This is a genomic window from Streptomyces sp. CY-1 (genome assembly GCF_047218265.1).
Lineage (GTDB): Bacteria > Actinomycetota > Actinomycetes > Streptomycetales > Streptomycetaceae > Streptomyces > Streptomyces niphimycinicus.
The window spans coordinates 3,270,079-3,283,013 of sequence record NZ_CP178393.1 but is presented as its reverse complement, the minus strand read 5'-3'; the positions used below and the strand labels follow the sequence as shown (position 1 = coordinate 3,283,013).

Annotated in this window: 15 protein-coding genes; 12 read left to right on the top strand and 3 right to left on the bottom strand. The window is 72.7% G+C overall.

The genetic code is table 11. From position 1 onward, the window contains the following. Positions 1–28: 28 nt before the first annotated feature. On the top strand, positions 29–1,129 hold the full coding sequence (locus ACK1X7_RS14145; protein ID WP_413115136.1) for an alkene reductase: 1,101 nt from the start codon (positions 29–31) through the stop codon (positions 1,127–1,129). 30 nt (positions 1,130–1,159) lie between these two features. On the opposite strand, the gene ACK1X7_RS14140 is transcribed toward ACK1X7_RS14145, so the two are convergent. Then, the gene (locus ACK1X7_RS14140) at positions 1,160–1,630 is read right to left on the bottom strand and encodes an OsmC family protein (RefSeq protein WP_385158262.1); all 471 of its coding nucleotides are present in this window, start codon (positions 1,628–1,630) and stop codon (positions 1,160–1,162) included. Between the two features lie 166 nt (positions 1,631–1,796). Between ACK1X7_RS14140 and ACK1X7_RS14135 the strand changes: the two genes are divergently transcribed. Together ACK1X7_RS14135 and ACK1X7_RS14130 are read left to right on the top strand one after the other, a co-directional pair. Continuing rightward, complete coding sequence (locus ACK1X7_RS14135; protein WP_385158260.1) at positions 1,797–2,540, top strand: SDR family oxidoreductase; 744 nt, start codon at positions 1,797–1,799, stop codon at positions 2,538–2,540. A gap of 272 nt (positions 2,541–2,812) precedes the next feature. Further along, positions 2,813–3,643 carry an endo alpha-1,4 polygalactosaminidase gene (locus ACK1X7_RS14130; protein ID WP_413115135.1) on the top strand — a complete coding sequence of 277 codons (831 nt, stop codon included), beginning with the start codon at positions 2,813–2,815 and terminating at the stop codon, positions 3,641–3,643. 58 nt (positions 3,644–3,701) lie between these two features. On the opposite strand, the gene ACK1X7_RS14125 is transcribed toward ACK1X7_RS14130, so the two are convergent. Then, a complete protein-coding gene (locus ACK1X7_RS14125; protein WP_390792951.1) occupies positions 3,702–4,334 on the bottom strand; it encodes a TIGR03085 family metal-binding protein in 633 nt (210 codons plus the stop codon). A gap of 276 nt (positions 4,335–4,610) precedes the next feature. After that, positions 4,611–5,648, bottom strand: coding sequence for a hypothetical protein (locus ACK1X7_RS14120; protein WP_390792952.1), 1,038 nt, complete (start codon positions 5,646–5,648; stop codon positions 4,611–4,613). Positions 5,649–5,755: 107 nt separating this feature from the next. Between ACK1X7_RS14120 and hisI the strand changes: the two genes are divergently transcribed. The 9 genes from hisI to trpA all read left to right on the top strand — a co-directional run bounded on the left by hisI (position 5,756) and on the right by trpA (position 12,868). Continuing rightward, positions 5,756–6,121 carry a phosphoribosyl-AMP cyclohydrolase gene (hisI, locus tag ACK1X7_RS14115; protein ID WP_385156546.1) on the top strand — a complete coding sequence of 122 codons (366 nt, stop codon included), beginning with the start codon at positions 5,756–5,758 and terminating at the stop codon, positions 6,119–6,121. Between the two features lie 121 nt (positions 6,122–6,242). Continuing rightward, on the top strand, positions 6,243–7,733 hold the full coding sequence (locus tag ACK1X7_RS14110; RefSeq protein WP_390792953.1) for an anthranilate synthase component I: 1,491 nt from the start codon (positions 6,243–6,245) through the stop codon (positions 7,731–7,733). Positions 7,734–7,800: 67 nt separating this feature from the next. After that, on the top strand, positions 7,801–8,487 hold the full coding sequence (locus ACK1X7_RS14105; RefSeq protein WP_385156541.1) for a TIGR02234 family membrane protein: 687 nt from the start codon (positions 7,801–7,803) through the stop codon (positions 8,485–8,487). A 272-nt stretch (positions 8,488–8,759) separates the two neighbouring features. After that, positions 8,760–9,014: an HGxxPAAW family protein gene (locus tag ACK1X7_RS14100; RefSeq protein WP_385156538.1), complete on the top strand. Its 255-nt coding sequence runs from the start codon at positions 8,760–8,762 to the stop codon at positions 9,012–9,014. 117 nt (positions 9,015–9,131) lie between these two features. Next, complete coding sequence (locus tag ACK1X7_RS14095) at positions 9,132–9,542, top strand: DUF2752 domain-containing protein (protein ID WP_385156536.1); 411 nt, start codon at positions 9,132–9,134, stop codon at positions 9,540–9,542. A 160-nt stretch (positions 9,543–9,702) separates the two neighbouring features. Further along, positions 9,703–10,512, top strand: a complete 810-nt coding sequence (gene trpC, locus ACK1X7_RS14090) for an indole-3-glycerol phosphate synthase TrpC (protein ID WP_385156533.1) — start codon at positions 9,703–9,705, stop codon at positions 10,510–10,512. A 20-nt stretch (positions 10,513–10,532) separates the two neighbouring features. Beyond that, positions 10,533–10,685 carry a tryptophan biosynthesis modulator TrpM gene (gene trpM, locus ACK1X7_RS14085; RefSeq protein WP_372458418.1) on the top strand — a complete coding sequence of 51 codons (153 nt, stop codon included), beginning with the start codon at positions 10,533–10,535 and terminating at the stop codon, positions 10,683–10,685. A 117-nt stretch (positions 10,686–10,802) separates the two neighbouring features. Then, positions 10,803–12,050, top strand: coding sequence for a tryptophan synthase subunit beta (trpB, locus tag ACK1X7_RS14080; RefSeq protein WP_385144959.1), 1,248 nt, complete (start codon positions 10,803–10,805; stop codon positions 12,048–12,050). Next, a complete protein-coding gene (gene trpA, locus ACK1X7_RS14075) occupies positions 12,050–12,868 on the top strand; it encodes a tryptophan synthase subunit alpha (RefSeq protein WP_361508806.1) in 819 nt (272 codons plus the stop codon). Before trpB ends, trpA begins: the two co-directional genes overlap by 1 nt. The last annotated feature ends 67 nt before the right edge of the window (positions 12,869–12,935 follow it).

The following is a 12,935-nucleotide window of genomic DNA, read 5'->3' as shown; positions in this document are numbered from 1 at the left end:
CACCAATGTCAAGTTCTACCGTACCGGCATGACGCACACACCCCGGATACCCCGCCTCTTCGAACCCGCCCGCCTGGGCCCGCTGGAGCTGCCCAACCGCCTGGTGATGGCGCCGATGACCCGTAACCGCGCCGCCGCCGACGGCGTACCCGAACCGATCATGGCCACCTACTACGCCCAGCGCGCCACGGCCGGACTGATCGTCGCCGAGGCCGCCACGCCCAACGCGGTGGGGCAGACCTACCCCGATATCGCCGCGATCCACAGCGCGGCGCAGGTCGCCGGATGGCGACGGGTGACCGACGCGGTGCACGCGGCGGGCGGCCGGATGTTCCTCCAGTTGCAGCACGGCGGCCGGGTCGGCCACCCGGACACCAGCGGGCTGATGCCGGTGGCCCCCTCGCCGGTCCCGCTCCCGGATACGATCTTCACCCCCGGCGGCCACCAAGAGGCCGTCGTACCGCGCGAGATGACGGTAGAGGAGATCCGCTCCACCGTCGCCGACTTCGCCGCCGCCGCGCGCAATGCCCGGGGCGCGGGCTTCGCCGGAGTGGAGGTGCACGCCGCCAACGGCTATCTCCTCCACCAGTTCCTGGCCCGGAACACCAACCGCCGCACCGACGCCTACGGCGGCTCGGTGGCCGGGCGCATCCGGTTCGTGGCCGAGGTGGTCCGCGCCGTCGCCGCCGCGATCGGCCCCGAGCGGGTGGGCCTGCGCATCTCCCCCGGATCCACCGTCAACGGCATCGAGGAGGGCGACACCGAGATCCTCTACCCCGCCCTCCTCGAGGAACTGGCGGACACCGGCCTCAGCTACCTCCACATCGTCCGCGCCGAACCGGACCAGCCCCTCTTCCGGGAACTCCGCGCCGCCTGGCCCGCCACGCTGATCGCCAACCCGTCACTGCCCGGCGACGGCGTCCCCGCCGACGGCGGCATGCGCCAGGCCGAGCGGCTGCTGACCGCCGGAGCCGACCTGATCGCCCTCGGCCGCACCTTCCTGGCCAACCCCGACCTGGTGACCCGCCTGCGCACCGGCGCCCCGCTCAACCCCATCCGGGACGCGTATCTGATGTACGTGGGCGGCGAAACCGGCTATACGGACTACCCCGCGCTGACGGCGGCCTGAGCGCAGCCGACCCGATCCGGCCGACTCGGCTCAGCCGACCCGGATGGTCGGCTCGTGACGGACGGGGAAGTTGACCGAGTTGGCGATGAAGCACGTCTGATGGGCGTCATGGTGCGCCGAACGCGCCCGCTCCACCATCGCCGCGTCCGCGACGGAGACCACCGGATTGAGCACCACCTCGGTAAACCGCCCGCTGTGCCCGGCCGCCTCCTCCATGACCCCGGTGGCCACGTCCTCGTACGCGGTGATCCGCACCCCGTCCCGGGCGCACACGGACAGATATGTCAGCATGTGGCACTGCGAGAGCGAGATCAGCAGGAACTCCTCCGGATTCCAGCACTCCGGATCCCCCAGAAACGCCGGATCGGCGCTGCCCCGCAGGGTCGGCTTACCGTCCCCGAGAATGTCGTGCGACCGCCCGTAGCCCCGGTAACCACTCGTCCCCGAACCGGAATTGCCGGTCCACCGGACGGTGGCGCGGTAGGAGTGCTGTCGGCCCATCGGCTGTGTGCTCCCTTCCGTTGTGAAGCGCTCGTTCAATGATGGCGCAGCGCACTGACAGGGTGTCCCGCACCCAGGAGAAGCGCGTCCTGGTACAGGCCCGCTGACCTGCCCAGACTCGGTGGGGCAGGACAGAAACGGGATCAGGAGCGAAAGGGATACCGCCATGAACGCCACCACCGAGACGGGCAAGGTCGTGCTCATCACCGGGGCCAGCAGTGGGATCGGCGAGGCGACCGCGCGTCGGCTCGCCGCCGATGGGCACCGGGTGTATCTGGGGGCGCGACGGACCGAGCGGCTGGGGGAGCTGGCCGGGCAGCTCACCGCCGAGGGCGGCAGCGCGGCGTATCAGGGGCTGGATGTCACCGCGGCCGGGGACATGCGGGACTTCGTGGCCGCCGCCCGGGAGCGGTTCGGGCGGGTGGATGTGATGGTCAACAACGCCGGGGTGATGCCGCTCTCGCCGCTCGAGGCGCTGAAGGTCGACGAGTGGGACCGGATGCTCGATGTGAATGTGCGCGGTGTGCTGTACGGCATCGCCGCGGCGCTGCCGGTGATGAGGGAGCAGGGCGGCGGGCATGTCGTGAACATCGCCTCGGTCGGGGCGTACGAGGTGTCGCCCACCGCCGCGGTGTACTGCGCCACCAAGTTCGCCGTACGCGCCATCTCGGAGGGGCTGCGCCAGGAATCGGCCGGTGACATCCGGGTCAGCCTGGTCTCCCCGGGCGTGACCGAGTCCGAACTCGCCGACTCCATCTCCGATCCGGCCGCCCGGGAGGCCATGAAGACCTACCGCTCGGTGGCCCTGTCCGCGTCCGCGATCGCCGACGCCATCGCGTACGCCATCAGCCAGCCGGCCGAGGTCGACGTCAACGAGATCGTGGTGCGCCCGGCCGCGAGCGCCCAGTAGGGACCCGGGGGGCGCGAACTGGCGGGCGGGGGGCGGGCGTCGTGGTCGGATGACGGCCGGGGTAGCGGTCCGGCCGCGGGGGCCGTCGACTTGACGCCGTTGCCGGGGGCCGCTTTGATCACAACAGCCGCACGGGTGTACCGCCCCCGTGCCGCCCGAGAGGTACGCCCAGCCGGTAGGGGGTCCGGTTCCGGTCCCGAGCCCGGACACAGTCGCCAGGACGGCGGATGCCGTCCGAGGCGGGGCCGTTACCCGCGAGTGTTGGAGCTTTCATGCCAGCCAGCCATGCCGCCCGCCTTCGCCGCCGCTGGGTCCTCGCGTCGGTGGCGACGGCGGCGGCCGCCGCGGCCGCCGCCGTCGCCGTGTCCATGTCCTCGGGGGCCAGCGCGTCCGAAGTGGCGCTGCCGCCCGTCCACGGCGGCTTCGACTACCAGATCGGCGGGGAGTACACCCCGCCGAAGGGCGTCGACATCGTCAGCCGCGACCGCGCGGACTCCCCGGCGGACGGGCTGTACAACATCTGTTACGTCAACGCCTTCCAGGTCCAGCCGGGCGAGCGCGACCAGTGGCCCGACGACCTGCTGCTGCGGGACCGCGACGGCGATCTCGTCATCGACACCCACTGGAAGGAACCGCTGCTCGACATCAGCACCGCCAAGAAGCGCGAGCGCGTGGCGGCCAAGGTCAACGGCTGGATCGACGGCTGTGCCGACAAGGGCTTCGACGCCGTCGAGCCCGACAACTACGACAGCTTCGAGCGCTCCAAGAAGCTGCTGACCACCGCTCAGGCCGAGGAGTTCATGGCCCTGCTGTCGGAGCACGCGCACGCCCAGGGGCTGGCCATCGCGCAGAAGAACACCGCGGAGCTGCTCTCCGACCGTAAGGCGGCCGGGCTGGACTTCGCGGTGGTCGAGGAGTGCGGCCAGTACGACGAGTGCGGTGAGTTCGCCAAGGCTTACGACGACCATGTCGTGGTGGTCGAGTACGGCGAGGAGGGCTTCGCCAAGGCGTGCGAGGGCTGGGGCGACCGGCTCAGCATCGTCCTGCGGGACGAGGACGTCTCGACCGACGACGGTGCGGACTACGTCCGCGAGACCTGTTAGGGATTCCTCCGGCGATCCCCGCCGCGCGCACGGCGGCGGGGATGCGCCAGCCACGGGCTCAGACGCCCAGCTTGGCCTCACGCGCCGCGGCCACGGCCTCCTTGTCGCCCTCCAGATCGACCCGGGCGGCCTCCTGGCGGCCGCTGAGGAAGAGCGCCAGCTCGCCCGGTTCGCCGGTGACCGTGGCGACCGGGGCGCCGCGGCGGGCCACCGCCGTACGGCCGTCCGGACGCCGCAGCACCAGGCCGACGGGGGAGCGGCGGCCGAAGATCCGGGCGCCGCGCTCGATACGGGACCACAGCGTGTCGGCGAAGACCGGGTCCAGCTCGCGCGGTGTCCACTCCGGGCGGGCGCGGCGCACATCCTCGGCGTGGACGTAGAACTCGAAGCTGTTGGCCGCCTCGTCCACCTGCTTCAGCGCGAACGGCGACATCCGCGGCGGACCGGTGCGGAACAACTGGAGCAGTTCCTCGTACGGCTTCGCCGCGAACTCCTCCTGTACCCGGGCCAGCCGCGCGGCCAGCGGCTTGACCAGCACCCCGGCGGCCGCGTCGGGGCGGCGCTCGCGGACCACCAGATGGGCCGCCAGATCGCGGGTGTTCCAGCCCTCGCACAGCGTCGGGGCCCCGGGGCCCGCGCCGTCCAAGAGGTCGGCGAGAAGCAGGCGTTCGCGCTTGGCGTGAGTGGACATACGTCCACCCTACGACCGGGGCCCGCCCGCTGCCATGAGAAGCGCCGCCGCGCGCCCCGGCGGGGCGGCTCCGCCCGGGCCTACGGGGTGTCCGGCGGACCACGCGGCTCCGCGGCGTGGGAGGGCTTCGCCCCGTTACCCCGGGGTCTGGGGCGGAGCTCCCACGCGGCGGAGCCGCATATCGACGCTGTGTGGGAAGGGGCGGGGAGGGGGAAGCATCGATATGCGGCTCCGCCGCGTGGCCCGCCGCAGGCGTCACGATCCGCCGAACACTCACTAACCCGGCAGGGGCTTGCTCAGCTTCTTGCCGTCGCGTGCGGCGCTCAGCGTGAGCGCGCAGGAGACCTGGTCCTCGCCCTGGATGGAGTAGGTGCCCAGCGCGGGGTACAGCGCGTAGTAGTAATACATCCGGCCGTCGTTGGGGATGGTCTTGAGCCGCTTCTTGGCGTCCGTCCCGCACAGCGACAGCGCCTTGGTCTGTATCGCCTTCTCGGAGGAGAAGTCGCCGCTCAGCTTCTCGTTGGCGATCACCTCGCCGTCGTGCGGGCCGTGGCAGGACCGCTTCTCGACCTTGGTGACACTGCTGTCCATCGCCGGGTGGTCGAAGCACTGACCGGGGTCGAGCACCACATACGGCACCTTGTCACCGGGCTCGCCGGACTCCGACGCGTCCGGGGCCGCCGAATCCGAGGCGTCCGGATCCGCGTCCGGGGCATCGCTTCCGCCGCCCAGCGGCGCGCCCTGACCGGGGTCCTCCGAGCCCGGCGGGGCGGCGGACGCCCCGCCGTCCGAGGGCGAGGAGAGGGGGCGGTCCGAGGCGGAGGCGGACGGGCCCGCGTCGGCCGATGTCTTCTTGTCCCCGTCGTCCTTCGTCCCGATGACGATCGCGCCGACGACCACCGCCACGGCCACCACCGCCGCGATGACGATCGCCGTGACCTTGGAACCGCCGGGGCCGGCCGGCGGGGGAGGCGGCGGCAGCGCACCCGGGGGCGGCCCGCCGGGCAGCAGGGCCGGTGGGGCCGGCGGGCCGAAACCGCCGCTCGGCTGCCCGGGCGGGCCCGGCTGCGCGTACGGACCGGGCTGGGCGTACGGCCCCGGCTGGGCCTGCGGCCCGGACCCGCCCGGCTGCCCCGGACCGCCCGGCTGCGCGGGCTGGTCCGCCGGGGGCGGCGGCCCGAAGCCCTGCTGCTGCGGCTGCTGAGGAGGCTGCGGGGGCTGAGACGGTGGTTGCTGCTGCGGCTGCGGCGGTGGACCGAACCCCCCGCCGTTTCCAGGCCGGTTGGGGTCATTCGACGGCGGCGGAAACGTCATGCCCGAAGCATGCCCCATGCCACCGACAACCCGACCATCGGGCCCGGCGTACCGGCCCGGCGGAGATCATTCGCGAAGACCCCCCTCCGGGCGTGCAGAATGGTCGCATGACCGGCTCCGACCGCCCCTCCGCCCTCGACCCGGCCCTCGCCACCCGCCTCAAGCGCGGCGCCGACGGCCTGCTGCCCGCCATCGCCCAGCAGTACGACACCGGTGAGGTGCTGATGCTCGGCTGGATGGACGACGAGGCGCTGCACCGCACCCTCACCACCGGCCGCTGCACCTACTGGAGCCGCAGCCGCCAGGAGTACTGGGTCAAGGGCGACACCTCCGGCCATATCCAGCTCGTCAAGTCCGTCGCCCTCGACTGCGACGCCGACACCATCCTCGTCAAGGTCGACCAGGTCGGCGCCGCCTGCCACACCGGCGACCGCACCTGCTTCGACGCCGACGAGCTCCCGCTCGGCCGGTAGACCGGCCGGTGCACCGGCCAGCCGACCCATCGGTGCACCGGCCAGCCGACCTGCCGGTGCACCGGCCATCACCGCACCCGCCCGCCGGGCTCCCCAGCCCTTGACCCAGGACGTTGTCACGATGGATCTCGAGACCTTCCGCAAGCTGGCGGCCGACCGCCGCGTCATCCCCGTCAGCCGCAAGCTGCTCGCGGACGGCGACACCCCCGTGGGCCTCTACCGCAAACTGGCCGCCGAGCGCCCCGGCACCTTCCTCCTCGAATCCGCCGAGAACGGCCGCTCCTGGTCCCGCTACTCCTTCATCGGCGTCCGCAGCTCCGCCACCCTCACCGAACGCGGCGGCCGCACCCACTGGCTGGGCACCCCGCCGGTGGGCGTGCCCACCGAGGGCGACCCCCTCCAGGCGCTGCGCGCCACCGTCGAGACCCTGCACACCCCCCGCGACCTCGGGGGCCTGGTCCAGTTGCCGCCGTTCACCGGCGGCATGGTCGGCTACCTCGGCTACGACATCGTCCGCCGCCTGGAGAAGGTCGGCGAGCACGGGCGGGACGATCTGCGCCTGCCCGAGCTGACCATGCTGCTCACCTCGGACCTCGCGGTGCTGGACCACTGGGACGGCACCGTGCTGCTGATCGCCAACGCGATCAACCACAACGACCTCGACACGGGTGTGGACGAGGCGTACGCGGACGCCGTGGCCCGGCTCGACGCGATGGCCGCCGACCTGGTCCGCCCCGTGCCGACCGACCCCGCCGCGCTGCCCGAGTCCGAGCTGCCCGAGTACACCGCGCTGTGGGGCGGCGAGGACTTCATGGCGGCCGTGGACGACATCAAGGAGCGCATCCGCGCGGGCGAGGCGTTCCAGGTGGTCCCCTCGCAGCGGTTCGAGACGCCGTGCTCGGCCAGTGCCCTCGATGTCTACCGGGTGCTGCGCGCCACCAACCCGAGCCCCTATATGTACCTCTTCCGGTTCGAGGGCTTCGACGTGGTGGGCTCCAGCCCGGAGGCCCTGGTCAAGGTCGAGGACGGCCGGGCGATGCTGCATCCCATCGCCGGCACCCGCCACCGGGGGGCCACTCCGCAGGAGGACGCGGCCCTCGGGGAGGAGCTGCTCGCCGACCCCAAGGAGCGGGCCGAGCATCTGATGCTCGTCGACCTCGGGCGCAATGACCTCGGGCGGGTCTGCGAGCCCGGCAGCGTGGAGGTCGTCGACTTCATGTCGGTCGAGCGCTACAGCCATGTCATGCACATCGTCTCGACGGTCACCGGCAGCCTCGCCAAAGGCCGTACGGCCTTCGACGTGCTCACCGCCTGCTTCCCCGCGGGCACCCTCTCCGGCGCCCCCAAGCCTCGGGCGCTACAGATCATCGACGAGCTGGAACCGAGCCGCCGCGGGCTCTACGGCGGCTGTGTCGGCTATCTCGACTTCGCGGGCGACTCCGACACCGCGATCGCCATCCGCACCGCGCTGCTGCGCGACGGCACGGCCTATGTCCAGGCGGGCGCGGGGATCGTCGCCGACTCCGATCCGACGGCCGAGGACGCGGAGTGCCGCAACAAGGCGGCGGCCGTGCTGCGGGCGGTGCACGCGGCGGGCCGGCTGGGGCGGTAGTTCCCGGTAGTTCCCATATCCGCCACCCGGAGACGGTCCCGTACCCGGGTGGGGGATAGTGGTAGGCGTGAGTGCAGCAGCCGTACCCCAGCCCAGGGCCGAGAACGAGCCCTCCGCCTCCGCCGCGCGCGGCCGCCGAAGCAGTCTCGCCATCGCCCTGCTCGCCGGTGCGCTCGGCGCCGCCCTCGTCCTGCTGGCCACCAGCCGTAAGTGGGCCGAGGGCACCGCCTCCGTCGCCCAGGGCTCTCTCCCGCAGAGTGCCAACGGCGATGACATCACCGGGTTGCCCGGCGCGCTGGCGATCGTCGGCCTCGCCGCGCTGGTCGCGGTCTTCGCCGTGCGCCGCCTCGGCCGTGGCGCCGTCTCGGCGCTGCTCGCCCTCAGCGGCGCGGGCATCGTCGTCAGCTCGGCCCTCGGCGCGACCGACAAGGCGGCGCTGGAGGAGAAGGCGTCCAAGGTGAGCGGTCTGACCCACAGCCCCATCCACGATGTGGCGTACACCCCCTGGCCGTGGGTCGCCGCGGCCGGCGGTGTGCTGCTGCTGCTCGCGGGCGTGCTCGCGCTGGGCTACGGCCGCCACTGGCCGGCCATGTCCGGGCGGTACGAGCGCGCGGGCACCACGGGCCGGGCCCGCACCCGGCGTGGCGGCCCCGCCCCCGACCCGGACCGCCCCGAGGAGCTGTGGAAGGCCCTGGACCGGGGCGAGGACCCGACCCAGGCCCCGTCGCGGCAGGAGGCCGACCGGGGCGCCTAGGCGCTCCGCTGGATGTGCGGCGCCGTGCCGTCGGTCGACTGCGGCGCCGCCGTGGCTGGTCGCGCAGTTCCCCGCGCCCCTTCGGGGCGCTGCCCGAACCGCATCGGATTTCCGCCGATCTGCTGAGAGCCGCCGGGGCTCGCGCCCCCGTCCCGTCCCGGACCGCAAGGCCCACCCCCGCTCAAGGGCATTTCGCGCGTCGGGGACAATGGGCTGGGAGCGTTCGCCCCCGAGCGCCCGGACCAGGCGCAGTACAGCTACGAGGAGAATTCATGGCGGGTCACAACCACGGACACACCCCGGCCGCCTGGACCGGTGTCACCATCGCCTTCATCGGCTTCTGCGTCGCCGGCGCGTTCACCGTGGCGGCCAACCCGCTCGGCTTCTGGGTCGGCATGGTGATCATCGTCCTCGGCGGTGTCGTCGGCGCGGCGATGCGCGCGGCCGGGCTGGGCCTGCCCAAGGAGCAGCACTCGCTCCCGCAGCCGCAGCCCACGGCGCAGGCGCAGGCACAGACCCAGCAGTGAGCCCGGGCGCGGCCCGGGGCCGCGCCCGCCTCCACGGCGCTCGGCACTGAGCCGTACGGAGGCCGGCGCACCGGCCCTGAGCTGCGCCTTCGTGGATCCCGGGGGAGACTTGGCGGTGTGAGCGAACCACCGTCGGCCGCCCCGGCCCCCGTGGCGCGGCGTCTCGCGGCACCTCTCGGAGTGCTCGCGGGCGTTCTCGCCGCGTTCGGCTACGTCGGCGCCGTGGACCCCGGGGAGCCGGGTCACTACCCGGTCTGCCCGCTGCTGCGGCTCACCGGGCTGTACTGCCCCGGCTGCGGCGGGCTGCGCGGCGCCCACGCCCTGGCCCATGGCGAGCTGGCGGCCGCGCTGCGGGACAACGCCCTCGCCGTCGGGTGTTACGCGCTCTTCGCCGTCTGCTGGGTGATGTGGTGCGTGCGCGGACGCTTCCCTGAGGCGCGACCTTGGCATGCGGGGACGCTCGGTGCGGTGGCCCTGGTCTTCACAATCGTCCGGAATTTCCCGTTCGGGGGACTACTGACCCCGTGACCGCTGTTGTGTATGTGCATGTGGGGGCCGTCCGCGTCAACCGGATGCGAGACCTTGGCGTCCCGGCGGCTACCATCGCAGTGCCAGGTGGGGCGGCTTGCCGCCATACCCGGCGGATTCAAAGCCAGCTTCATCCCCGTCACGGAAGGGGGCCCGCTCGATGAGTGTGCTCGACGAGATCATCGACGGAGTCCGTGCCGACCTCACGGAGCGGCAGGCGCGCGTCACCCTCGACGAGCTCAAGGAGCGGGCGGCCAAGGCCCGGCCGGCGAAGGACGGCGTCGCGGCGCTCAAGGGCGACAGCGTCAATGTGATCTGCGAGGTCAAGCGGTCCAGCCCGTCCAAGGGCGCGCTCGCCGCGATCGCCGACCCCGCGGGGCTCGCCGCCGACTACGAGGCGGGCGGCGCGTCCGTCATCAGCGTGCTGACCGAGCAGCGCCGCTTCGGCGGTTCGCTGGCCGACCTGGAAGCCGTAAGGGCGAAGGTCGACATTCCGGTGCTCCGTAAGGACTTCATCGTCACCTCGTACCAGCTCTGGGAGGCGCGGGCGTACGGCGCCGACGTCATCCTGCTGATCGTCGCCGCGCTGGAGCAGGAGGCGCTGGTCTCGCTCGTCGAGCGCGCCGTGTCCATCGGGCTGACGCCGCTGGTCGAGGTGCACGACGAGGAGGAGGTCGCCCGGGCGGTCGACGCCGGGGCCCGGGTGATCGGCGTCAACGCACGCGACCTCAAGACCCTCCAGGTGGACCGCACGACCTTCGCACGCGTCGCCCCGGAGATCCCGGACCACATCGTCAAGATCGCGGAGTCGGGTGTGCGCGGTCCGCACGACCTGATCGCCTACGCGAACGACGGCGCGGACGCGGTGCTGGTCGGGGAGTCCCTGGTGACCGGGCGCGACCCCAAGGCCGCGGTGGCCGATCTGGTGGCGGCGGGCGCCCACCCGGCGCTGCGCCACGGCCGGGACTGACGAGGCGGGACCGGCGGACCATGGAGACGTACGCGCGCCTGGCCCGGGGCTGTCGGCCCCGGGGCTGCCGCGCGCCCGCGAGGCGGGTGCGGGGGCGGCGCGTGCGCTACCACATCGGATGCGAGCCGGGGCAGATCAACGGGCGGCGATGGCGTCGGACGGCAACGCGCTGACAGTGCGCTGCGGGCCGTAACCGTGGGCCGTGCCGGGGGCTTTCCGCCCGGCGGGCCATGGCTTTTCCACCCATCACATCTGTTGCGGGGCGCTGCCCCGATCGAGGAGTACCACCCATGTCCTCTGATTTCTTCATCCCCGACCCGGAGGGTCGAGTGCCCAGCGCCGAGGGCTATTTCGGCGCCTTCGGCGGCAAGTTCATCCCCGAGGCGCTCGTCGCCGCCGTCGACGAGGTCGCGGCCGAGTACGAGAAGGCCAAGTCGGACCCCGCCTTCGCGGCCGAACTCGAGGATCTGCTGGTCAACTACACCGGCCGGCCCAGTGCGCTGACCGAGGTGCGGCGGTTCGCCGAGCACGCCGGGGGCGCCCGGGTCTTCCTCAAGCGGGAGGACCTCAACCACACCGGCTCCCACAAGATCAACAATGTGCTGGGGCAGGCCCTGCTCACCAAGCGCATGGGCAAGTCCCGGGTCATCGCCGAGACCGGCGCCGGTCAGCACGGGGTGGCAACGGCCACCGCGTGTGCGCTGTTCGGGCTCGAATGCACCATCTACATGGGCGAGGTCGACACCCGGCGGCAGGCGCTCAATGTGGCGCGGATGCGGATGCTGGGCGCCGAGGTCATCTCCGTGACGTCCGGCAGCCGCACCCTCAAGGACGCCATCAACGAGGCGTTCCGGGACTGGGTCGCCAATGTGGACCGCACCCACTACCTCTTCGGCACGGTGGCCGGCCCGCACCCCTTCCCGGCGCTGGTGCGCGACTTCCACCGGGTGATCGGCGTGGAGGCGCGGCGGCAGATCCTGGAGCGGACCGGGCGGCTGCCGGACGCGGTCGCGGCCTGCGTGGGCGGCGGATCCAACGCGATCGGGCTGTTCCACGCCTTCCTGCCGGACGAGGGCGTACGCGTCGTCGGCTTCGAGCCCGCCGGGCACGGTGTGGAGACCGGGGAGCACGCGGCCACGCTGAGCCAGGGCGAGCCCGGGATCCTGCACGGCTCCCGGTCGTTCGTGCTCCAGGACGAGGACGGCCAGATCACCGAGCCGTACTCGATCTCGGCCGGTCTGGACTACCCCGGCGTCGGGCCGGAGCACGCGTATCTGAAGGACATCGGCCGCGCCGAGTACCGGGCGGTCACCGACGACGAGGCGATGCGGGCGCTGCGGCTGCTCTCGGAGACCGAGGGCATCATCCCGGCGATCGAGAGCGCCCACGCGCTGGCGGGCGCCCTGGACCTCGGCCGTGAGCTGGGGAGCGACGGCCTGGTGCTGGTCAACCTCTCCGGGCGCGGCGACAAGGACATGGACACGGCGGCTCGGTACTTCGGGCTCTACGACCAGCAGAGCGACCAGGGAGCGAAGTGATGGCCGGGAATCTGGAGCTGCTGGGATCCGTCCTGGCGGGCGCCAAGGACGAGGGGCGCGCCGCGCTCGTCGGCTATCTGCCCGCCGGTTTCCCCTCCGTCGACGGCGGGGTGGACGCGATGACCGCCATGATCGAGGGCGGCTGCGACATCATCGAGGTCGGGCTGCCGCACAGTGATCCGGTGCTCGACGGGCCGGTGATCCAGACCGCCGACGACATCGCGCTGCGCGGCGGGGTGAAGATCCGCGATGTGATCAGCACGGTGGGGGAGGTACACGCCCGCACCGGTGCCCCGATCCTGTGCATGACGTACTGGAACCCGGTGGACCGGTACGGCGTCGAGCGGTTCGCCGCCGATCTCGCCGAGGTGGGCGGCGCGGGCTGCATCCTGCCCGATCTGCCGGTCCAGGAGTCGGAGGTCTGGCGGAAGGCCGCCGAGCAGCACGGTCTGGCGACCGTGTTCGTGGTCGCGCCCAGCAGCCGTGATGAGCGGCTGGCGAAGATCACGGCGGCCGGCAGCGGTTTCGTCTACGCGGCGTCCCTGATGGGCGTCACCGGAACGAGGGAATCGGTGGGCCAGGAGGCGCGCGAGCTGGTGGAGCGCACCCGCGGCACCACCACGCTTCCGGTCTGCGTCGGGCTCGGCGTCTCCAACGCCACCCAGGCGGCCGAGGTCGCGGCGTTCGCCGACGGGGTCATCGTGGGCTCGGCCTTCGTCAAGCGGCTGCTGGACGCCGAGGGCGACACCGAGGCCGGTCTCGCGGGGCTGCGCGAACTCGCGGGTGAGCTGGCGGAAGGCGTGCGCGCCCCCCGTTAGCCGCCTCGTCCGTCAGAGGCGCCGCCGGTTGTACGCCTCTGGGCGGCTCGCCCGTTGGAGGGTCGCT